Raw genomic sequence first — 20,358 nt, 5'->3', positions numbered from 1 at the left:
GGCCGCCCTTCACAGGGCGGTCGTGCATGGCTGCGCCCAGGATGACGATTTCGTCCTCACCCTCCATACTCCCCCACAGTTGGCCTATGCTGCCCAGCATGACGCCGCTTCATACATGAGGGATGCCCGATGTTTTATGTGCAACGCGATGCACAAGGCCTGCTGGTGCGCGTAGAAGCCACCGCTTATGCCGAAGCCACCGAGACCTTGCCGGCCGACAGCCACGAGATCCAGGACTGGTTCGCCAACCAGGCGGTGGAAAACAGCCTCAAGCAGCTCAAGCAGAGCGACCTGGAAATGATCCGGGTACTCGATGACTTGATCCAGGTGCTGACCAGCAAAGGCGTCATCCGCGTCACCGACCTGCCAGCCGCGGCCCAGGCCAAGCTGATGGACCGTACCCAGGCCCGTGAAGCCTTGGGCGGGTTGAGCCGGTTGATCGATGATGATGAGAAGGGGTTGATCTAGCCTGCCAACCGGGCTGACACCCTTCCAGGCAGTACACAGCACTTGTGGCGAGGGAGCTTGCTCCCGCTGGCCTGCGAAGCTGGCCTCTGCATTTCTCCAGGTGGCCCCCACTGCCCGATTTTGCGACTGCTGCGCAGCCGAGCGGGAGCAAGCTCCCTCGCCACAGTGGATAGTGTTGTCTGGACTGACGCTATCGCGAGCAAGCTCGCTCCCACACAGGTTTTTGGTCGTTTATAGGATGTGTGTCCACCGCCGATCCCTGTGGGAGCCGAGCTTGCTCGCGATAGCGGTGGGTCTGCTTGCATCAATGCTGAATGTACCGCCGTCTTCGCGAGCAAGCTCGCTCCCACATGGGTTTTTGGTCGTTTACAAGATCAGTGTCCACCGCCGATCCCTGTGGGAGCCGAGCTTGCTCGCGATAGCGGTGGGTCTGCTTGCATCAATGCTGAATGTACCGCCGTCTTCGCGAGCAAGCTCGCTCCCACATGGGTTTTTGGTCGTTTACAAGATCAGTGTCCACCGCCGATCCCTGTGGGAGCCGAGCTTGCTCGCGATGGCGGTGGGTCTGCTTGCATCAATGCTGAATGTGCCGCCGACTTCGCGAGCAAGCCCGCTCCCACAGGGGAAACGCGGTCCCCATCAAGAACCAGGTCGGCTATAAGGCCGCCTCGCGTCGGACGTTGATCTCGGCGCCCCGTTAACCACGCTGGCCGAACGCAGGCATTGCGCAGTGGGCATCCCGGCATGGATGCCGGGATAGCCGCGCTGGGCCATGGATGGCCCTTCGCGGCGGGCCCACGGAGCAATGCCGGAGTGAGGGCATGCCGAGCCTAGGCGAGGCACCGAGTGGTGGGGCAAAAGCGCTTTGGTTACTTTCGCGCTTTTCGAAAGTGACCCGCCGTAAGGGCGGAACCCTAAGTGGCCGTTACCGCAGCAATGGATATGTACTCGGTCAAAAGGCTACAGCCCGCTTCGCCAGCAAGCCTCACCCCCACCGCCGAGGCTCCCCAACCAACTGCCCCTGCACCCCAAACAACCCCATCTCACGAATCACCGCCAACTCCCCCTCCGTCTCCACCCGCTCGGCAATCAACGGCAAATCAATACTGTGGGCCGCGCGCTGGATCGCCTCGATGAACAAACGCTTATCACTTTCCTGATCAATGGCACGAATGTAACTGCCATCGATTTTCAAGTAAGCCAACCCCAGCCGCGACAAGTTGCCGATCATGCTGAAGCGCCCACCAAAACGCTGCAGGCTCAAGGAGAAGCCAAGTTCGCGCAGACGCCGGGTCAACTGCTCCAGCACCGCTTGCTCTGGCAATTGCTCTTCGCCAATCTCAAGGGTCAAGCGCGACCCAAGGTTGGAATGCGCCCGCAGGATTTCAAAGACTTTGTTCAGCGCCTGAGGATCGGCCAGGGTAGCGGAGGACAGATTCAGTGCCAGGGCTTGTTCGTGCCCGGCCATCTGCTCAAGCACCTGTTCAAGCATCAGACGATCCAGGCGCGCGGTCCAGCCGAAACGCTCCAACCAGGGCAGGAAACGCCCGGCTGGGATGGTCTGGCCCTGCTCGTCCAGCAACCGCGACAGCACTTTGTAATGCAGCAGCACCTGAGTGTCTTGGGCGGCCACCACCGGCTGGAAGTACAGCTCGAAACGCTGATGACTCAAAGCCTGGTCAAGCAAGTTGTGCCAGGCATGGTGATCGTCGCCAACGCTGGCCGACGCGCTGTGGTCCAGGCACGCCCAACCCGGCTCACCCTGGCTCTCGGCCTGGGCCAGGGCCTGGTCGCCGAGCTGGAGCACCGCCTGCGGCGAGTCGCCATGGATGAACGGCGCCAGTCCGATGGAAGCCACCGAGGCCACGTCGGTCGCGCCAGTAGCGTGCAAGCTCGCCAACGCGCTTTCGAGGTTCTGCGCCAATTGCAGCGCTTCGTCACGCACCAATCCTGGCGCCAGCACGGCGAATTCCCCGCCGCGGATGCGCGTCACCAGGTTGTGGGTTTCCGGATACCGCGCGCATTCACGCAGCAATTGCTCACCCACGGCCTTGAGTAACTGGTCGGTGCGTTGCCCGCCCAACCGCTGGTTCAAACCGGCCAGGTCCTTGACCCGTAGCAACAGCAGATAACCGGAACTGGCCTGCTCCGGGTTACTCACCCGGGCATTGAGCTGCATTTCGAAGTAGCGCCGGTTGGCCAGGCCCGTCAGGTTGTCCTGGTAAGACTCGACCCGCAGCTTCTCGCTGCGCTCGGCCTGCTCCTCGAACAACGCCTTGAGCTTCTCGACCATCTGGTTCATCGCCTGCACCACCCGCCGCAACTCAGGGGTGCGCGGCAGCTCCGGCAGGCTCAGGAATTCGCGCCGGGCAATGGCATGGGATTGATGCACCATGTAATCCAGCGGCTTGAGCTGGCGACGCAGCAGTAAGGCTCCCAGCACCGCGCTCAGGGCGCCGCACAGCAGCAACCAGCCCAGGCTGCCCAATGCGCTCTGCCAGAGCTTGGCGAGGGCGAACATCGGGTGGCTGACCACTTCGACCCGCGCCGCCTGCTCCCAGCCGCGACTGACGATGGCGTCGCCACCGGCCGGCTCCAGGCCGATGAGTTTGATGAACCAATGCGGCACGCTGCCGGCGTCCGGCGTGCCGGTGCGCTCGACCAGGGTCTTGTCGGTGGCCACGTCGACCACGCGGATGCTGGCGTAGTAGCCGCTGTCGAAGATCGAACTGACCATCAGCTCCACCATCGCCGGGTCGTCGATGTTCGGCGTCAGCGACAGCGCCAGCGCCGTGGCCGCGTCCTGGGCGTGGGAGCGCAACTGGTTGACGTACTGGGCCCGCGAGCTCTCCAGGCTGACCATGAAGCTGCCGCTGAAGGCAACCACCAGGAACAGACAGATAGCGATCAACAGCTGTTTGAACAAGGACATCTGAGCGCGCGCTCCTAGTTAGTCGTCTCGACCGGAAAACCTTCGGCCTGCATTTTTTTCAACACATCCTGCCACCGGGACAGGCGCTTGGTGTCACCCACTTTTTTATTGCCCTTGGCACCCGGCAGCCACAGCCCTTCGGCATTGAAAGAGTAGACCGGGAGCAAGTCGGTTCGCTGGCTGGCCGGCAGGATCCCGTCGATCAGGCTGTCGAGTACCAGCGGCATCGCCTCGGGCGTGGCGTAATAGGTGAGCACCATGTGGGCACGGTTCTGCCGCAAGGCCTTGACGTAGGTGATACGCAGCTTGTCACTGGACACCCCGAGATGGCGCAGGCTGAAATACTTGGCGATGGCGTAGTCCTCGCAATCGCCGGCGCCCTTCCACAGAGCCTGGATCGGCGTTTCCCAATAGTCGACCTCATGCCACAGGTCGATGTCCTCCACGTAGCGCACCTGTTTGTTGAAGAACAGGTTCACCACCTTGAGCTGCTCGAGTTCCGGAATCTGCTTCTGGGTCGCCAACAATTGTTGCCATGCGTCGATTCGTTGTTGCCCTTCGCCCAGCGGGCCATATATCGCTTGCGCCCGTCGGCTGATCTGCGCAAAGTCCCAGTCAGCCCGCAGGCCGCCCAGCAGGAGGCCGGCCAGCAACACTGCCGAACACAGCCAGCGCAAGGACCTGAGGACAGGGAACGGTGCAGCCAAGGGAAATACGTCCGAAAAGGGTCGTTGGAAATTCGTTGGATGGTGACGCCTGGCCCACTAAAAGACAATGGCAAGGTGCAATCACCGCAGGCAGACTAAACTTTAGTTCAGGAACCTCCGGACGAGAGACTTTGACGGCTCGCCAACCTGTGACTAACGTGAGACTGGATCCAATTTTTACTACCAATCAGGGTGCGTTGTCGTGACACAGAAGCCCAAACCGCTCAGCACTATCCAGGTCAACGGTCCCATTCCCGCTGACCGGGCACGCTCGATCATCGAAGAATCCCTGCGCGAGGCCATTCTCGATGGACGCCTGCCTTGCGGCACCGCCCTGCGCCAGCAGGAACTGGCCGATCTGTTCGGCGTAAGCCGCATGCCGGTGCGCGAGGCGTTGCGCCAGCTCGAAGCGCAGTCACTGCTCAATGTGGTTCAGCACAAAGGCGCCGTGGTAGCGCCGTTGATCACCAACAATGCGGTCGAGACCTACGCCCTGCGTTCGGTCCTGGAGTCTTTCGCCTTGCGCCTGTCCATTCCGCTGCTCGATGACAGCGACCTGGCCCTGGCTGCCCAATACATCGAACAGTTGGAAACAGAAACCAACCATGCAGAGATCGGCAAGCTCAATCGGCTGTTTCACATGTCGCTTTACCATAAGGCGCCCAACGGAAAACTGCTGGACCTGATCGAGCGCGAGCTCAATGAAGAAGAGCGTTTTTTACGCTTTCATCTGTCATCCATGGGGCTGGGCAAGTTGAGTCAGGACGATCACCGCGCGCTGCTTGACGCCGCACGTGCCAAAGACATCGATAAAGCCATTGGCTTGCTCGAACGCCACCTGGAAAAAGCCTCCGTCACCATGCGCCGGTATCTGGAACAGCCGTCGAATCGCTGATCTGACGCCGGCGGCCCCGCCGGCGCAAAAACTTCTTACATATCCTTCCGACCCTACGCTCGCCTGCCCGGCGCGGCCTGACCGTGGCCGCAGCGCGTCGCCCAATCAGTTCAATGGCACTGCCATCGATTTGGGCTCACTCTTGCGCTTGTCGATTAAAAAACAGACCTGAAGAAGTCAGCGCCTGGCCATAGACCAAGCGAATCGAAGCCAATACGCAAGGAGCGTCGCCCACTGGCGGGATGATCGGCTGTCCGACCGGCGTCCCTCCCATAAATCACAAATTTCTTAACTCCCTGATCCCTGAAGTGCTCCGGGTGAGGCATTCACTCGAACTATTCGATTCTGATACCCCTAAATCGGAAGGAGCCTCTTCGCCTGAATAAAACTTATATAAAAAGTTTTAATAGCCCACTTCGCGCCTAATAAACTTGCCACTTTAAATAATTAAAAAATTCCTTGCCGCTTACTTGTTTTGTGTATTAGTTTTTTAATCGTCGATTTGTTATCGACTGTGCCCGTTTCCGGCGCAGCCTTCAAAATCAAGCATTACAAGCCGACAACACGCATTAGCAGTCACTACTTGAGCATTTGGGTAATTCATGGATTCCGGTTCAGGCGCCCGTTCGCCCTGATAAAGAACGGGCAACTTTCCGGACACAACATCATTGATGAGGACGTTCCAATGCAGCCAACCAAAGAACAACTATCCTTGAAAAAACACGAACTTGGCCAACACCCGGTTTTTTCCGAGATAACATCAATCGATCTGTTACGCCGCTTTATGGAAAGCCACGTTTTTGCCGTATGGGACTTCATGTCCCTGACCAAACGGCTGCAGCGCGAGCTGACCTGTGTCCACCTGCCCTGGCTGCCGCCGGCGGACCCGCACGCTGCACGCCTGATCAACGAAATTGTCCTGGGCGAGGAATCCGATGACCGCCCCGGAGCCGGCTATTGCAGCCATTTCGAACTGTACCTGGACGCCATGCGGGAGGTCGGTGCCGATACCCGCGCGATCGAGCAATTCATCACCCTGCAACAGGAAGGCGTCAGCCCCGAGACGGCGCTGGAGAGCGTCGAGGTGGAACCCGCGGCGGCGCGCTTTGTTCGCCAGACCCTGCATACCGCCCTGCACGCCCCGGCCCACAGTGTCGCCGCCGCGTTCGTGCATGGCCGCGAGAGCGTCATCCCGCAGATGTTCCAGCGCATGCTGGACGCCTGGGGCATTGGCCTGGATCAGGCACCGACCTTTCGCTACTACCTGCAACGGCACATCGAGGTCGACTCCGAAGACCACGGCCCGGCGGCGGAAAAACTGCTGGCCCGGCTGATCGACGGCGACCCCCAGCGGGAAACCGAAGTGTTGGCCGCCGCCCTCGCCGCCGTCCACAGCCGCGCGGCGCTGTGGGACGGTCTGCGCCAGAGCATGGCCCAGCCGGTTGCGCAGGTGATGCCATGAACGCCGTTGAATACCAATCCTTCGCCGACGCCTGGGAAAGCCGCGCCACCATCCGCACCCGACCACGGCGTCGGGTGGAGGACGACGACAAGCTGATCTTCCCCATGAGCCGCCAGCCGCTGGTGCACAGCCAGACCTTCCTCAGCCACTGCCCGCAGCTGCGCGACTTTGTGCTGGTGCAGAGCCTCTACAAGTTCATCAACGACGTGGTGATTTTCGAGACAGAACTGGTGGACCACACCGCCCGGCGCATCGCCAAGAACAGCTTCGGCATCGAATTCCCGTTCGCCTGCCGCTATGACGCAATGACCGTGGTGGTGGACGAGGATTATCACGCGCTGGTGGCGATGGACTTCATGCAGCAGACCATCGACATGACCGGCATCGCACCGATCCCATTGCCTTCGCAAATCGAACTCAGCCGTGCGATCCCGGCGACGCTGGCCCAGGCGCCGGAACATTTGCTCAGCGCCATGGAGTTGATCTGCATCGCCATCGCCGAAAACACCGTGACCAACGAAGTGGCGGCGTTCGCTCGCGATGATTCGGTCAAGGCCTCGATCAAGGGGCTGATGGCCGACCACCTGCTGGACGAAGGCCGCCACTCCGGTTTCTGGACGCGGTTGGTGCAGATCTACTGGCGCACCGCGCCCGAAGAGGACCGCGAGGTGCTTGCGCGGTTGTTGCCCGGTTTCATCGCCCAGTACCTGGCGAGCGATCTGCAGCAGGCGTTCGATTGCGAGCTGATCGCCCACCTGCCCGTCGACGAATCGGTGCGCCAGTCGCTGCGTGAAGACGCCAGTGCGCTGGCCTACCCCATCAATCGTTTTCACCCGTTGGTGGGCAATATCACGCGTTTCTTGCGCGGCAGCTCCATGCTCGCCTCCCCGTGCGTGCGCGACGCTCTCACCGACTACCTGACCCCATGAGGATCCTCCAATGAGACGCCTCGAAATTGCAGTGCCTGGCACCAGCCAGGCCATGGCCGAACTGGCCCAGGAACTCGAACTGCACGGCCATGGGGTCGTCGTTCATGAATCGTTGGCCAGCCACGATGCGGTGGATGTGCTGATCGACGACGGTACGGTACCGAGCGGCATCCAGGCCCGCTTGCGCCTTCAGGTGCGCGTGACCCTGCAGGCAATACCCGGCCAGGCATTGCCTCGACCGGTGGTGTTTTTTTACGACGGTACGCAGCGATTGTTGGCGCGGCAGATGATCACCGAGCACAGCGACGGCAACGGCCAGTCCCTACGACTGCATACGCTGGCGGCGGTGGTCGAGGACGGTGCGCGGCTGGTCAGTCAGTTTTCCCGGGATGAAACCTGCTTCGATCACTGGCCGACGGTGCAGACTGACCCGGCCGACCAGCCTTTGCAGGCGCTCGATGTACTGGAGCCATTGGCCTTCGAGCACCGTCTCAACCGGCCGCCGGTACCCTGGCTATTGGCAGCGGCCGAAGTGCCGGTGATGCACAGCATCGAACAGCGCATGCTCGCTGACGCGATGCAACCGGCCCTGTGGGTCGATGGTCAGCTCACCGACTACAAATCCTTGCGTGGCCTGGCGCTGAGGTTGCAGCACGCCATGCTGGAAAAGCTCCGGCAAGCCTGCGACCAACCGCTGGTGATCGGCGTCTGCCTGCCCAAGTCAGCGCCACTGTATGCGGCAATCCTGGCGGTGCTGGGTTGTGGTGCCGTGTACCTGCCGCTGGACCCGCAACACCCGGCGCAACGTCGGCGCTTTATCCTGGAGAACGCCCGGGCGGACCTGCTGCTGCATGACGGCGACAGCGACTTGGACGACCTCATGCTGCCGACGCTGAATGTGCATCGGCTGCCGGCGTCCAAGCCTGGCATCCCGACCTCGCTGATCCGTCGGGTGATGGGCGTCGACGAACCCGCCGTGGCGATCTACACCTCCGGCACCACCGGCCAACCCAAAGGCGTGTTGCTCAGCCATCGCAATCTCAGCCATTTCTGCGCCTGGTATGGCGACTACGTCGGCTTGCAGCGCGACAGTCGGGCGCTGCAATTTTCCACCATCAATTTCGACGCGTCGCTGCTGGATATCCTGCCGACCTTCATCCAGGGCGCGTTACTGGTGGTCCCCAGCGAAGACCAGCGTCGCGATCCGCAACAGTTGGTGGAGCTGATGGGCGCACAGCGGGTGACTCACGCGTTCCTGCCGCCAGCACTCCTGAGCGTGATGCCGCTGGAGGCACCGTTGGGCCTGGCGCACTTGATTACCGGTGGCGATGTCTGCGAGCCGTTCGTGATCGAACAACTCGCGCCGCAGTGCAGGTTCCACAATATTTATGGCCCGACCGAAACCACGGTGCTGGCGACGACGCGGCAATTCGGCGTCGGCGACAACAACCGCAACCTCGGCGTGCCCATCGCCAATGGCCGGGTGCTGATCCTGGACGAACAACTGCAGCCCGTACCGCAAGGCACGCCAGGCGAGCTGTACATCGCCGGGCCGGGTGTCGGCCTGGGTTATCTGAACGACCCGGCACTGACCGCGACCCGTTACCTCAACCTGACACTGCCCGCCGGGCAAACCTTGCGGGTGTATCGCACGGGCGATATCGGCCAGTGGACCGACAGCGGCATCGAGCTGAGTGGACGTCGCGATAACCAGGTGAAGATCCGCGGCTTTCGAGTCGAGCCCGAGGAAATCGAGCATTGCCTGCGGGACACCCAGCTGTTTCGCCAGGTGGCGGTGGGGGTCGATGAGCGGCGGCGGATCCTGGCGTTCCTGGTGCATCCCCGGGAGGACCGGCCCGGCGCCGCCCTCCAGGCCTTGCGCGAGCATGTGCAAAACACGCTGCCCAGCTACATGCACCCGGCGGCCTATGTCGAATTGCCCAGCCTGCCTTACACCAGCAACGGCAAGGTCGATCGCCGGGCATTGCTGGCAACGGCGGTGCAGATTCATGTCGGCAGCCAGCGACGCCAGCCGCAGAACGCACTGGAAACACAGTTGCAGCAACTGTGGGCCGAGCTGCTGGAACTGCCGGTCGATGACATTGCCACGGACGAAAGCTTCTTCAACTTGGGCGGGCATTCGATCCTGCTGTCGCAACTGTTGTTGAGCATCCGCCAGACATTCGGGCGCAGCTTGTCGATCAATCGTTTCATCGAAGCCCCCACGCTGATGACCTTGGCGCAGTTGCTGGACGACTCCGGGCAAGGCAGTGCATCGACTCTCAGTCCCCAGGCCTTCATCGATGCCGAAGCGGAACTCAACCTCGACCCGTTGCCCATCAGCCAGTGCGGTGATGTGCATAAGGTGGTGGTGACCGGCGCCAACAGCTTTCTCGGGGTGCACATCGTCGAGGCGTTGCTGGCCTGGGGCGCCACCGAAGTCGCCTGCCTGGTGCGCGCATCCGCGGGGCAAAGCGCGGCTGAACGCTTTTCCCAGGCCTTGCGGGACAATCGTCTGTCGCACCTGGACCTGAGTCGCGTCAGTGTCTATGCCGCCGACATCACCCAGCCGCAATTGGGTTTGCCGGATGACGTCTACACCCGCATCGACCGCACCTTCGGCGCGCTGGTGCACAACGCCGCCCACGTCAATCATGTGCTCGACTACGCGTCGCTGGCACCGGATAACGTGGAGCCGATCTTCGAATGCCTGCGCCTGTGTGAAGGGCGCAGCAAGAAGATCTTCAACTTCGTCTCCACGCTTTCGGCGTCCAGCGCCCTGGACGCCGATGGACAGGTCCTGGAACAACCCGCCGCCAAGACGCCGCCGATCTACATCAAGAATGGCTACAACCTATCCAAGTGGGTCGGCGAACGGATCCTGCAGCGGGCTCGTGAACGTGGTGTGCTGGTCAATCTATTCCGTCCCGGCAACATCAGTTTCAACAGCCTGACCGGGGTCTGCCAACCCCATAAAAACCGCTTGATGCTGATGCTCAAGGGCTCGATTCAACTCGGCCAGGTGCCGGACCTGTCCCTCAATTTCGACTTGATGCCGGTGGACTTCCTGGCCCGCTTCATCGCCTTCCACGCCAGCCGCTACCAGCCGACGCAAGCGGTGTTCAACTTGCACAACCCCGAGCCGTTGAGCTGGGACGCCTATGTGGCGTCGTTCCGCGACAGCGGCCGGGAGTTCTCGTTGGTGAGCGTCGCCGACTGGCAACGGCAACTGGGCCGGGTCGATGCCGACAACGCGTTGTTTGGCGTGCTGGGTTTCTACCTCAACGGCTTCGAGGAAGACATCGGCGACATCTCGCTGATCAGCCACGACAACGCCCGCGCCGGTGTGCGGCAGATGGGCGCCTGCTACCCGGAAAAATCCCCGGCCCTGCTGCGCCGTGGCGCCGACTACCTCAAGGCCATCGACTTCATTTGAAACACCCTCAACCCAAAGCAAGGAGCAAGACCATGAGTGCATTTCAACCCGACACCCTGATCAAAAACCCCCACGCCTGCCAGGTCGAAACCTCGGTGGAAGTATCCGCCGATGCAACGCGTGTCTGGGAAGTGGTGGGTAATTTTGGCGGATTCGACCGTTTTATTCCGGCGCTGGAGCATATCGAAATGACCGGCGACGGCGTGCGCTCCCTGCGCAAGAAATTCTTCCGCGACGGCCAGAACCTGGTGGTGGAACAGCTCAACAGCCGTGACGACCAGGCCATGCACATGACCTGGACGCTGATCTACAACACCCTGGGCATCGACAACCTCTGGGCAGCCATGCGCGTCGAGCCCCTGGCAGACAACCGCTGCCGCGCCACCTGGACCATCATCGCCGACCACACCGATGCCCATACCCCTTCGGGCTTCAGGGATTTCCTCCAGGGCTTCGCCGATGAGGCGATGGGAAATGTGCAGGGGATGTTCAAGTAAGCACCACTCCCTTGTGGGAGCGGGCTTGCTCGCGAAAGCGGCGGGTCTGTTGGCGGTGATGGTGGCTTTACCGACGCCATCGCGAGCAAGCTCGCTCCCACATTGAGTTGCAGTGAACTCAAGATCCAGGCTCACCGCCAATCCCCTGTGGGAGCGAGCTTGCTCGCGATGGCGGTGGACCTGTATCGGTGATGTTGGCTGGGCTGCCGTCATCGCGAGCAAGCTCGCTCCCACATTGAGTTGGCGTGAACCCAAGACCCAGGCTCACCGCCAATCCCCTGTGGGAGCGAGCATGCTCGCGATGGCGGTGGCTCGGCTTGCGACTGGGGTCAGATCTTGAAGCTGTCCACCAGTTGCTTCAGCCGGTTGGCCTGTTGGGACAAGGCATCGCAATCCTTCAGGGTTTCATTGAGGTTGGCCACGCTTTGCTGGTTCAGCAGGTTGATGTGGCTGACGTCCATGTTGAGGGTTTCGACCACGGCGGTCTGTTCTTCAGTCGCGGCGGCCACCGACTGGTTCATGCCGTCGATCTCACCAATGCGCTGCGTCACGCTGACCAACCGCAGGCCGGCCTGGTTGGCCACTTCCACGCTTTCTTCGCTGGAGGTCTGGCTGGCGTTCATCGTGGTGACCGCTTCACGGGAGCCGACTTGCAGCGAGGTGATCATCTTGTGGATTTCTTCCGCCGACTCCTGGGTACGGTGCGCCAGGTTGCGCACTTCATCGGCCACCACCGCAAAACCGCGTCCGGCTTCACCGGCACGGGCCGCTTCGATGGCAGCGTTCAGGGCCAGCAGGTTGGTTTGCTGGGAGATGCCCTTGATCACGTCCAGGATGTGCCCGATGTTGTCGGTGCTGGCGTTCAGGGTTTCGATCTGGGTGCACGAGAGGCTGATCTTCTGCGACAGCTCGGTCATGGCCTGGATGGTTTTTTCCACCACCTGGCGCCCATCATCGGCCTGCTCGCTGGCACCGCTGGCCTGTTGTGAAGCGTCGGCGGCGTTGCGGGCGATTTCCTGGGTCGCGGCGCCCAATTGGTTGATGGCCGCCGCCACACTGTTGGTGCGAGCGCTCTGTTCATCCGAGCCGATGAGCGAGGCGTTGGACGAAGTCATTACCCGCTGCGACAAGTCATGCACCTGCCGTGTCGCCGAGGACACTTCGGAAATCGAGGCGTGAATCCGCTCCACGAACTGGTTGAATGAGCCACCCAACACCGCGAACTCATCCGTGCCCTGCACGACCAGGCGCCGGGTCAGGTCGCCTTCGCCCTGGGCAATGTCCTGCATGGCGCGCCCCATGGTGGTCAACGGACGCATCAACACCTGGATCAACATGCTCAGCAGCAACGCAATGGCCGCCACCGCGACAAACATCGCAATCAACGCGGACGTGCGGAACTGACTCAGCGGTGCGTAGGCTTTTGCCTTATCGATCGACAGACCAATGTACCACTCAGCGTTCGGCAGGCCAGTGATCGGCGTGAACGAAAGGATGCGCTCCTGCCCGTTCAGCACAACCTCCTGGATGCCCTTGCCGATGCGTACCGGCGTGCCGGGGTAGATGTCCTTGAGGTTCTTCATCACCTGGTCTTTGTCCGGGCTGACGATCACCTGACCGTCGCCGCTCACCAGGAACGCATGGCCGATACCACCGAAGTCCACGGAATTGATGATTTTCACCAGGGTTTCCAGGCTCAAGTCGCCACCCACCACGCCGAGCAGTTCACCGTTGTGCTTCACCGGCAGCGCGACAGTCACCACCAAGCCTCCGACTGCCGCCAGATAAGGCGGGGTCAGCATGGTTTTATCGGCGGTCACCGCCTGTTTGTACCAAGGGCGCTGACGCGGGTCATAGCCGTCGGGCATTTTTGCGTCGGGGCGTTGGGTGAACACACCATTGACCTGGCCCACATAGGTGAACTGGAAATTCGACGTCAGTGCCGGCTGATCGACAAGCCCCGGCAAATCGGCCGCGGTGCCCTGATGCGCGATGTTCTGCGCCAGGTTTTCCAGCACCAGTATCCGGCCACTCATCCAGTTCTGGATGCTGCTGGCCGTCAGGTCACCGGACTGCTCGATGGAGGACTCGAGGCTGCGGCCAATGGTGTTTCGCTGCAAATAGTCGTTGTAGAGCGTGAACAGGGCAAAAGCCAGAACCACCACACCCGAGGCGGCCAAAAGGATTTTGTGGCTGAACTTTAGATTCATCGATGGGCTTCTTATGCAAAGAGTGGGGGTTGCATTCCAGTTGCAGTATTTCATGTGAAAAGTACGAGCAGGCATTCTGCCATGCTCCACTTTGGTGCACGCTTATCACTCTGTCGGCTAGCGCTTAAAAAAACTTAGGCCTTTGTGACAATGGCCGACGAGGGGCACAGCACTGATTGTCCTTTTGGCCACGGATGGAACGATCGTCCTCGTTTGCATCAGTCCAACGGTGGTTGCAAAATCGCCACCCCATGATGACAATGCGACCTATTATCATTTGTGATAGCCAGGCCGTCGCGTTCATGTCATCTCCCGAGTTTGCAGTACAGACGCTCTACAACCACCATCACGGCTGGCTCAATACCTGGCTGCGCAACCGGTTGGGCAATGCCGCCGATGCGGCGGACCTGGCCCAGGACACCTTCGTTCGCCTGTTGCAACGTACCGAACGCCTGGAACTCAAGGCGCCACGTGCTTTTCTGCGCACCATCGCCCAAGGCCAGGTGATCGATCATTGGCGGCGAGCGGAAATTGAACGCGCCTACTTGGAAACCATAGCTCACCTGCCACAAGCCGAAACCCCCGGTGCCGAAGCCCAGGCCCTGATCCTGGAACTGCTCGAAGCCATTGCAAGAATGCTTGAAGGACTCAAGCCGAACGTGCGCAGGGCGTTTCTGCTGGCCCAGTGCGAAGGCCTGACCTACAAGCAGATTGCCGAGCAGATGGGCATTTCGCTGCGATCGGTGGAGCGTTACGTCGCCGATGCTCTGTACCACTGCTATGTGTTGCGCTATGAAAGCTGAGCCCATGGATCACTTACAGAGCCGACGCAACGGCCCTTCCCAGCAGGTGGTCAGGCAGGCGATCAACTGGCTGCTGCGCCTGCGCAACCATGCCGCCAACCCCACGTTGCGCCAACAGTGCGATGCCTGGCGCGCCGCCCATCACGAGCACGAACTGGCCTGGCAACGGGTGCAATCGCTGCACAGCGAGTTGACCTCGAACCTGCGGGCAGTGCCCGGTGCCCACATCGCCCTCGAAACCCTGGAAAACAGCGCCCAGCGACTCGGCCGGCGGCAGGCCTTGAAGCTGTTGTCGGGCGTTGCACTGATAGGGTCCGCCGCATGGCTGGGCAAAGATCTGGGCTGGCAACCGTGGAACGCCGACTTCGTCACCGCCACGGGTGAACGGCGCGGCTTCCAATTGCCGGACGGTACGCGGCTTGAACTCAACACCGACAGCGCCGCCGACCTGGACTACTCGGCCAAGCAGCGCCTGATCAGCCTGGCCCGCGGTGAAATCATGGTCACCTGCGGCAACGACCCAGGGCGCCCGCTGCTGGTACAAAGCCGACACGGCCTGTTCGAAGGATTGGACGGGCGCTTCGTCGTGCGCCAGGACCGCGACTGCACGCGCTTGAGCGTCACCCGCGGCAGCGTAGCGATCCGTTCCCACCGCAGCGACGCCGGCGCCCCTATCCAGGTCTCTGCCGGGCAAAGCTATGAAATCACCTCATCGACAGCCCTGCTGGCGCCAGCGCTGGACATGGATGTCGGCGCCTGGGCGGACGGGCTGATCGTCACGCGCAACATGCGCCTGGAAGACTTCCTCAACGAAGTAGGACGTTACCGCCCCGGCTATTTGAAATGCGCCGCGTCGATTGCCGATCTGCGCCTGTCGGGGGTGTTCCGCCTGGAAGACACCGACAAGCTGCTGGCCGTCCTGCCTCGCATGCTTCCCGTGCAACTGCGCTATCGGACCCGTTGGTGGGTCACGCTGGAACGTGCGGTTTGAATTTTTTTGGCGGGTTTTGCGTGGACGTCCGGCTAGGACAGTAAGCAACGCTTATTGGCCTTCAGCGACTCCAACGGAACCTACAATGACTGAGCGCGTACTTCTCAAGACCTCCTCCGACGTTTCTTCGCCATCGGGCCTGTTGCGCCAGGCGATCCATGCCGCGCTGTTTTCCACGGTGCTGGGCATCGGCGCCGTACCCATGCTCGCTGTCGCCGCCCAGGACAGCCTGTCCGCCGGCCGCCAGAGCTACAACATTCCTGCCGGCCCGTTGAGCGATGTCCTGAACCAATTCGCCCGCCAGGCCGGGATTACCCTGGCAAGCACCCCGGCGCAAACCGGCGGCGTCCAGTCGCCGGGACTCAAAGGTGAATATTCGACGGACCAGGCCCTGAGTCATCTGCTCAGCGGTTCGGGTCTGGTCGCCGTCAGCCAGGACGGTAGCACCTATGTGCTGCAAACCGAGGTCCAGGGCAACAGCCTGGCGCTGCCGGCCACCGACATCAAAGGTTTCGCCCTGGGTAACGCCCTGGGCAGCATGGAAGGCTACAACGCCACCCACAGCCAGGTCGCCACCAAGACCAGTACCGCCCTGCGGGAAACCTCGCAAAGCGTGTCCGTGGTCACCCGCGAGCAAATGGACGATCAGGGCGCACAAACCGTGTCCCAGGCCATGCGCTACACCCCTGGGGTGCTGACCAATCCCTATGGCGCGACCCACCGCTACGACTACGTGGCGATGCGCGGTTTCAACGATGGCTCGGTGGATAACATCTACCTCGACGGCCTCAAGTCCATGGGCGACAGCGGCACCTACAGCTCCATGCAGGTCGATCCGTACTTCCTGGAGCGGGTCGACATCCTCAAGGGGCCGTCCTCGGTGCTCTATGGCCGCAGCTCGCCGGGTGGCCTGGTGGCGCTGACCAGCAAGAAGCCGCTGTACGAGGCCTATCACCAGGTCCAGGCCACGGTCGGCACCCAGGGCCAGCGTGGCATGGGCTTCGACTTCTCCGGGCCCGTGGACGATGACAAACGCATCACCTATCGCCTGATCGGCCTGGCGGACACCTCCGACACCCAGTTCGACCACAACAAGGAAAAACGCTTCGCCCTCGCGCCCACGGTGAACATCGACTTCAGCGAAGACACTTCCCTGACGCTCCAGGCCTACCTGCAACATGACCCTGATGGCGGCTACCACGGCGGCATGCCGGCCGACGGCGCCTTGCATCAGCGCAACGGCCGACGGATTTCCGAACACTTCTTCGAAGGCGAACCCGGCATCGACCGCTATGAGCGTGACCAGCAGTCGTTCGGCTACCAGTTCGAACACCGTTTCAACGATGTCTTCACCGCCCGGCAGAACTTCCGTTACCTGGATTCCGAGGTCAAGAACGATCAGGTCTATGCCTACGACTGGACCACGCCCACCAGCAACGAGCTGAACCGCTACTACACCGGCGCCGAAGAAAAGCTCCATTCCTTCATTGTCGATAACATGCTGCAGGCTGACTTCTTCACTGGCGCCACCAAGCACACCGTACTGATGGGCGCCGACTACCAGCGGCGCAAGACCGTGGTCGACTGGACCAGCGGCAGCCTGGCCCCGATCAACGCCTTCGACCCGGTCTACGGCAACTCGGCCATCACCTACTTCAGCCCCACCAGCTACCTGCGGCGCCTGGAGCAGACCGGCGTCTACCTGCAAGACCTGATCGAAATGGACAAGTGGCGCTTCTCCCTCGGCCTGCGCCAGGACTGGGTGCAAACCTCGGATGAGAACCGCATCGCTGAGTTCGGTCGTCCGGAAGGCACCGAGATCAACGACAAACGCACCAAGCTCACTGGCCGTGCCGGGGCGCTGTACCTGTTCGACAACGGCCTGGCGCCGTACATCAGCTACTCCGAGTCGTTCAACCCGAACTCCTATGCCGACAGCGCCGGCAACCCGCTGCCGCCGACCGATGGCAAGCAGTGGGAACTGGGGTTGAAGTACCAGCCGCCGGGCACGGATGATTTGTACACCGCCTCGCTGTTCCGCATCGACCAGGAAAACCTGGCGACCAAACTGCCCCAGGACAACTTCTATCGCGCCATCGGTGCCGTGCGCTCCCAGGGCCTGGAGCTGGAAGCGCACCTGCAGTTGACCGAACAATTCAAAGTGCTGGGCAGCTACACCTTCACCGACATCGAATACTCGAAATCGATGGTCAGCACCCTCAGCACGCCCACCGACATCATCGAAAACAAGGGCAACTCACCGACCCAGGCGCCGCGCCACATGGCCTCGGTCTGGGCGGACTACAAATTCGCCAGCGGCACCCTCGATGGCCTGCGCCTGGGCGGCGGCGTGCGCTATGTCGGCTATAGCTGGGCCGACGCAGAGAACACCATGAAGGTGCCGTCTTACACGCTGTTCGATGCCTCGGTGGGGTATGACCTGGGCAAGGTCGGCTTGAAAGGCGTGGACGTTCGCCTGAACGCGAACAATCTGACGAACGAAACCTACGTCGCTTCGTGCGCCAGCCTGAGCTTTTGCTACATGGGCGAAGAGCGCAATGTGGCGGCTACGGTGAGTTACCAGTTCTGACTCATTCTTCAGGCCAGGCATGCACCTGTGGCGAGGGGATTTATCCCCGCTGGGCCGCGAAGCGGCCCCAAAGAGGTTGAATGCAATCAGGCCTGACACTACGAGGCGGCAGGTCAAAGGGGCTGCTGCGCCGCCCAGCGGGGATAAATCCCCTCGCCACAGGTTGTGTATTTGTCCCTGGAGTGGTGCGTCTCAAACTCGAGCCGTACCCACCTCCTCCCGCACCACAGCCTCTTCCCGCACAAACCGATTCGCCCGCCCGAACGTGCCGAAGTCATTGAACCGCACGCCCATCTCCCGCATCACCTTGTGAGCCACCGGCACCGTCAGTTGGCGAATGTAGAACGGTTCCTTCACCACGAAATGATGAATCCCATGGCTGCTGCCGAAGTTGAAGCAGAACGCCTGCAACGGCCACAACCACCACGGATTGAGCACCTGGGTTTGCTGGATGACATTGCCCGGCTCGATGTCGCCGTAGTAGTGCATGTTCGAGCTGATGAAATGCAGGCAAAAGGTGCGCAGTACATTCGGCCCGATGATCACCACCGCCGCGATGTCGATCACCTGCATCGTCGCCAGCGTGGTGGCCGACCAGTCAATTGAAGTCCCCAGCAGACTGGCGACACCGTTGGCCCCGTGGAAACCGAGGAACACATACCAGGCGCCCCAATGCAGTAGCGCCAGCGGGAAGTACACCTTCAACGTGCGCTTGAGGATGCTGCGCTTATGCGCCCAGGTCTTGGCCCGCAACAGGCGGATGAAGGCCGACATGACGTTGTCGCCCACCATCAGCAACCGCGCCGGCCCCCAGGGTTCGCCGTTGGTGATTGCCCGCTCCTCCATGTCGGCCTCGCTGCCGGACACCTTGTGATGGTTGAGGTGCAGGTGGCGACGGATCCACGGGTTGATGGTGCTCGGCCGTGCCAGCCACACCAGCCCCATCATCAGGTTATGGGGCAGGCGTTGCTTGCGGAAATACATGCTGTGGATCAGGTCGTGCTCCAGCTCGTGGGTCAGGGACGCGAAAAAAGCGTTGAGCAGCAAGCACACCCATCCGGCCAGGTGCCCATTGAGGTAGAGCAGCGCCGAACCGATCATCCCGGCCAGGGCCAGCGCCAGGATGCCCGCGCCCAACGCATCCTGGTGGCGCAGAATCGGGTAGCGCTGACGCAATTCCTCACCCCGGGCCAGGACCACCTGGCGAATATGGGCGGATCGCTGTTGTGCATTCAATCGCTCGGGGCTTGCGCAAGTGCCGTGCATGGCTTACATCCTCTGTTAGAGATGTGCTCATCCTGCCGGGCGTTGTCCCATTGGGTGGTAGCCGTAAACGCCAACCTGTTGACCGCAAGCGCCAATCGTCATGACTGAACCGACCTCCCTCGCCAGCTGGACCCGTGCCCTGCGCAAACAGCTCGATGCGCTGGGCCTGGACAGCCATGCCCTGTGCGTCGAAGCCGGCCTCGACCCGCAGTGGATGGACGACCCGAACGCCCGCTACCCGCTCTCGGCCACCACCCGCCTGTGGACATTGGCGGTGCAGGCCAGTGGCGATCCGGCCATCGGCCTGCGGGTCTCGCGTTTCGTCAGCCCCACCACCTTTCACGCGTTGGGTTACGCCCTGGTGGCCAGCGGCAGCCTGCGGGAAGTGTTCGAACGAATCGTGCGTTATCACCCGGTGGTCAGCGATGCCTTGACCCTGCAACTGAGTCGCGCAGAGGACCGTTATCGCTTTAGCCTCGAGGTGCCACCGGGCCGACCGGCGCCGGCCTTTGAGGCCATCGATGCGTTCGCGGCGATTTATGTGCGCACCTGCCGCAACCGCCTGGGCCGCGATTACGCGCCGCTGGCGGTGTACCTGCGGCGCCCGGAACCGACGGATCCCGGCCCCTGGCACAAAGTGTTCCGCTCGCCAGTACATTTCGGTGCCGCCCAGGATTGCCTGGAGTTCGACCTCACGGATTTCGACAGCCACCTGGACGACGCCAACCCGGAGCTGGCCGAACACAACGAAACAGTGCTCGAACGCACCCTTGCGCAACTCAAGCCGCTGACCTGGGAGCGCAAGGTGCGGGCGGCCATCGAGGCTCAACTGCCCGAAGGCGAACCCAGCGCCGAACGCATCGCCCAGGCCATGCACCTGAGCCTGCGCAGCCTGCAACGGCACCTGGCCGACGAAGGTTGCCGCTTCGACGCACTGCTCAACGAATGCCGGGAAAACCTGGCGCTGCTGCACCTGCGTGATCCGCATTGCTCATTGAGCGAGGTCAGCTATCTGTTGGGATTTGCCGACACCAGCAGCTTCAGCCGCGCGTTCAAACGCTGGACCGGGATGACGCCGGGGCAGTTCCGGGATGGGTTGCACTAGGGATTTGCGTTGGCTGGGCCGGCCCTATCGCGAGCAAGCTCGCTCCCACATTTGACCGATGGCGCAC

The 20,358-nt window shown here is 61.7% G+C and carries 14 protein-coding genes; 10 read left to right on the top strand and 4 right to left on the bottom strand.

The window, feature by feature from the left end; translation table 11 throughout:
* Positions 1–129 precede the first annotated feature (129 nt).
* On the top strand, positions 130–468 hold the full coding sequence (locus LOY70_RS00945) for a hypothetical protein (RefSeq protein ID WP_060739744.1): 339 nt from the start codon (positions 130–132) through the stop codon (positions 466–468).
* A gap of 985 nt (positions 469–1,453) precedes the next feature.
* Here the strand turns inward: LOY70_RS00945 and lapD are convergent.
* The gene (lapD, locus tag LOY70_RS00940; RefSeq protein ID WP_265032527.1) at positions 1,454–3,400 is read right to left on the bottom strand and encodes a cyclic di-GMP receptor LapD; all 1,947 of its coding nucleotides are present in this window, start codon (positions 3,398–3,400) and stop codon (positions 1,454–1,456) included.
* 14 nt (positions 3,401–3,414) lie between these two features.
* Complete coding sequence (lapG, locus tag LOY70_RS00935) at positions 3,415–4,107, bottom strand: cysteine protease LapG (RefSeq protein ID WP_265032526.1); 693 nt, start codon at positions 4,105–4,107, stop codon at positions 3,415–3,417.
* A 202-nt stretch (positions 4,108–4,309) separates the two neighbouring features.
* Between lapG and LOY70_RS00930 the strand changes: the two genes are divergently transcribed.
* The 5 genes from LOY70_RS00930 (at position 4,310) to LOY70_RS00910 (ending at position 11,326) form a co-directional block, all read left to right on the top strand.
* Positions 4,310–5,002 (top strand): GntR family transcriptional regulator, encoded by a 693-nt coding sequence (locus LOY70_RS00930; protein ID WP_265032525.1) that lies wholly within the window; start codon positions 4,310–4,312, stop codon positions 5,000–5,002.
* Positions 5,003–5,687: 685 nt separating this feature from the next.
* Positions 5,688–6,464, top strand: coding sequence for a DUF3050 domain-containing protein (locus LOY70_RS00925; RefSeq protein WP_123344694.1), 777 nt, complete (start codon positions 5,688–5,690; stop codon positions 6,462–6,464).
* On the top strand, positions 6,461–7,393 hold the full coding sequence (locus LOY70_RS00920) for a diiron oxygenase (protein WP_265032524.1): 933 nt from the start codon (positions 6,461–6,463) through the stop codon (positions 7,391–7,393). The genes LOY70_RS00925 and LOY70_RS00920 overlap by 4 nt, the downstream gene beginning before the upstream one ends.
* A 10-nt stretch (positions 7,394–7,403) precedes the next feature.
* On the top strand, positions 7,404–10,829 hold the full coding sequence (locus LOY70_RS00915) for a non-ribosomal peptide synthetase (RefSeq protein ID WP_265032523.1): 3,426 nt from the start codon (positions 7,404–7,406) through the stop codon (positions 10,827–10,829).
* Between the two features lie 32 nt (positions 10,830–10,861).
* Positions 10,862–11,326 carry an SRPBCC family protein gene (locus LOY70_RS00910; protein WP_265032522.1) on the top strand — a complete coding sequence of 155 codons (465 nt, stop codon included), beginning with the start codon at positions 10,862–10,864 and terminating at the stop codon, positions 11,324–11,326.
* A 329-nt stretch (positions 11,327–11,655) separates the two neighbouring features.
* Here the strand turns inward: LOY70_RS00910 and LOY70_RS00905 are convergent, their stop codons facing one another.
* Positions 11,656–13,536 (bottom strand): methyl-accepting chemotaxis protein, encoded by a 1,881-nt coding sequence (locus tag LOY70_RS00905; protein ID WP_265032521.1) that lies wholly within the window; start codon positions 13,534–13,536, stop codon positions 11,656–11,658.
* Positions 13,537–13,838: 302 nt separating this feature from the next.
* Here LOY70_RS00905 and LOY70_RS00900 point away from each other — a divergent pair, with 302 nt between their 5' ends.
* The 3 genes from LOY70_RS00900 (at position 13,839) to LOY70_RS00890 (ending at position 17,920) form a co-directional block, all read left to right on the top strand.
* A complete protein-coding gene (locus LOY70_RS00900) occupies positions 13,839–14,339 on the top strand; it encodes a sigma-70 family RNA polymerase sigma factor (RefSeq protein ID WP_265032520.1) in 501 nt (166 codons plus the stop codon).
* Positions 14,340–14,343: 4 nt separating this feature from the next.
* On the top strand, positions 14,344–15,330 hold the full coding sequence (locus tag LOY70_RS00895; protein WP_265032519.1) for a FecR domain-containing protein: 987 nt from the start codon (positions 14,344–14,346) through the stop codon (positions 15,328–15,330).
* 85 nt (positions 15,331–15,415) lie between these two features.
* Positions 15,416–17,920 (top strand): TonB-dependent siderophore receptor, encoded by a 2,505-nt coding sequence (locus tag LOY70_RS00890; RefSeq protein WP_265032518.1) that lies wholly within the window; start codon positions 15,416–15,418, stop codon positions 17,918–17,920.
* 192 nt (positions 17,921–18,112) lie between these two features.
* Here the strand turns inward: LOY70_RS00890 and LOY70_RS00885 are convergent, their stop codons facing one another.
* Positions 18,113–19,186, bottom strand: coding sequence for a fatty acid desaturase (locus LOY70_RS00885; protein WP_265032517.1), 1,074 nt, complete (start codon positions 19,184–19,186; stop codon positions 18,113–18,115).
* Between the two features lie 100 nt (positions 19,187–19,286).
* Between LOY70_RS00885 and LOY70_RS00880 the strand changes: the two genes are divergently transcribed.
* Positions 19,287–20,291 carry an AraC family transcriptional regulator gene (locus tag LOY70_RS00880; RefSeq protein WP_123413921.1) on the top strand — a complete coding sequence of 335 codons (1,005 nt, stop codon included), beginning with the start codon at positions 19,287–19,289 and terminating at the stop codon, positions 20,289–20,291.
* Positions 20,292–20,358: the final 67 nt, after the last annotated feature.

This window comes from Pseudomonas sp. B21-054 (assembly GCF_026016345.1).
Classification (GTDB): Bacteria; Pseudomonadota; Gammaproteobacteria; order Pseudomonadales; family Pseudomonadaceae; genus Aquipseudomonas.
Note: the sequence above shows the minus strand (reverse complement) of the source record. Positions and strands in the feature narration are given on the sequence as shown.

What these genes read in the sequence shown, in the direction of transcription:
- LOY70_RS00945 (WP_060739744.1), top strand. Translation starts at nt 130, where the DNA reads ATGTTTTATGTGCAACGCGATGCACAAGGCCTGCTGGTGCGCGTAGAA.
- lapD (WP_265032527.1), bottom strand. Translation starts at nt 3,400, where the DNA reads ATGTCCTTGTTCAAACAGCTGTTGATCGCTATCTGTCTGTTCCTGGTG.
- LOY70_RS00925 (WP_123344694.1), top strand. Translation starts at nt 5,688, where the DNA reads ATGCAGCCAACCAAAGAACAACTATCCTTGAAAAAACACGAACTTGGC.
- LOY70_RS00920 (WP_265032524.1), top strand. Translation starts at nt 6,461, where the DNA reads ATGAACGCCGTTGAATACCAATCCTTCGCCGACGCCTGGGAAAGCCGC.
- LOY70_RS00915 (WP_265032523.1), top strand. Translation starts at nt 7,404, where the DNA reads ATGAGACGCCTCGAAATTGCAGTGCCTGGCACCAGCCAGGCCATGGCC.
- LOY70_RS00910 (WP_265032522.1), top strand. Translation starts at nt 10,862, where the DNA reads ATGAGTGCATTTCAACCCGACACCCTGATCAAAAACCCCCACGCCTGC.
- LOY70_RS00905 (WP_265032521.1), bottom strand. Translation starts at nt 13,536, where the DNA reads ATGAATCTAAAGTTCAGCCACAAAATCCTTTTGGCCGCCTCGGGTGTG.
- LOY70_RS00900 (WP_265032520.1), top strand. Translation starts at nt 13,839, where the DNA reads ATGTCATCTCCCGAGTTTGCAGTACAGACGCTCTACAACCACCATCAC.
- LOY70_RS00895 (WP_265032519.1), top strand. Translation starts at nt 14,344, where the DNA reads ATGGATCACTTACAGAGCCGACGCAACGGCCCTTCCCAGCAGGTGGTC.
- LOY70_RS00890 (WP_265032518.1), top strand. Translation starts at nt 15,416, where the DNA reads ATGACTGAGCGCGTACTTCTCAAGACCTCCTCCGACGTTTCTTCGCCA.
- LOY70_RS00885 (WP_265032517.1), bottom strand. Translation starts at nt 19,186, where the DNA reads ATGCACGGCACTTGCGCAAGCCCCGAGCGATTGAATGCACAACAGCGA.
- LOY70_RS00880 (WP_123413921.1), top strand. Translation starts at nt 19,287, where the DNA reads ATGACTGAACCGACCTCCCTCGCCAGCTGGACCCGTGCCCTGCGCAAA.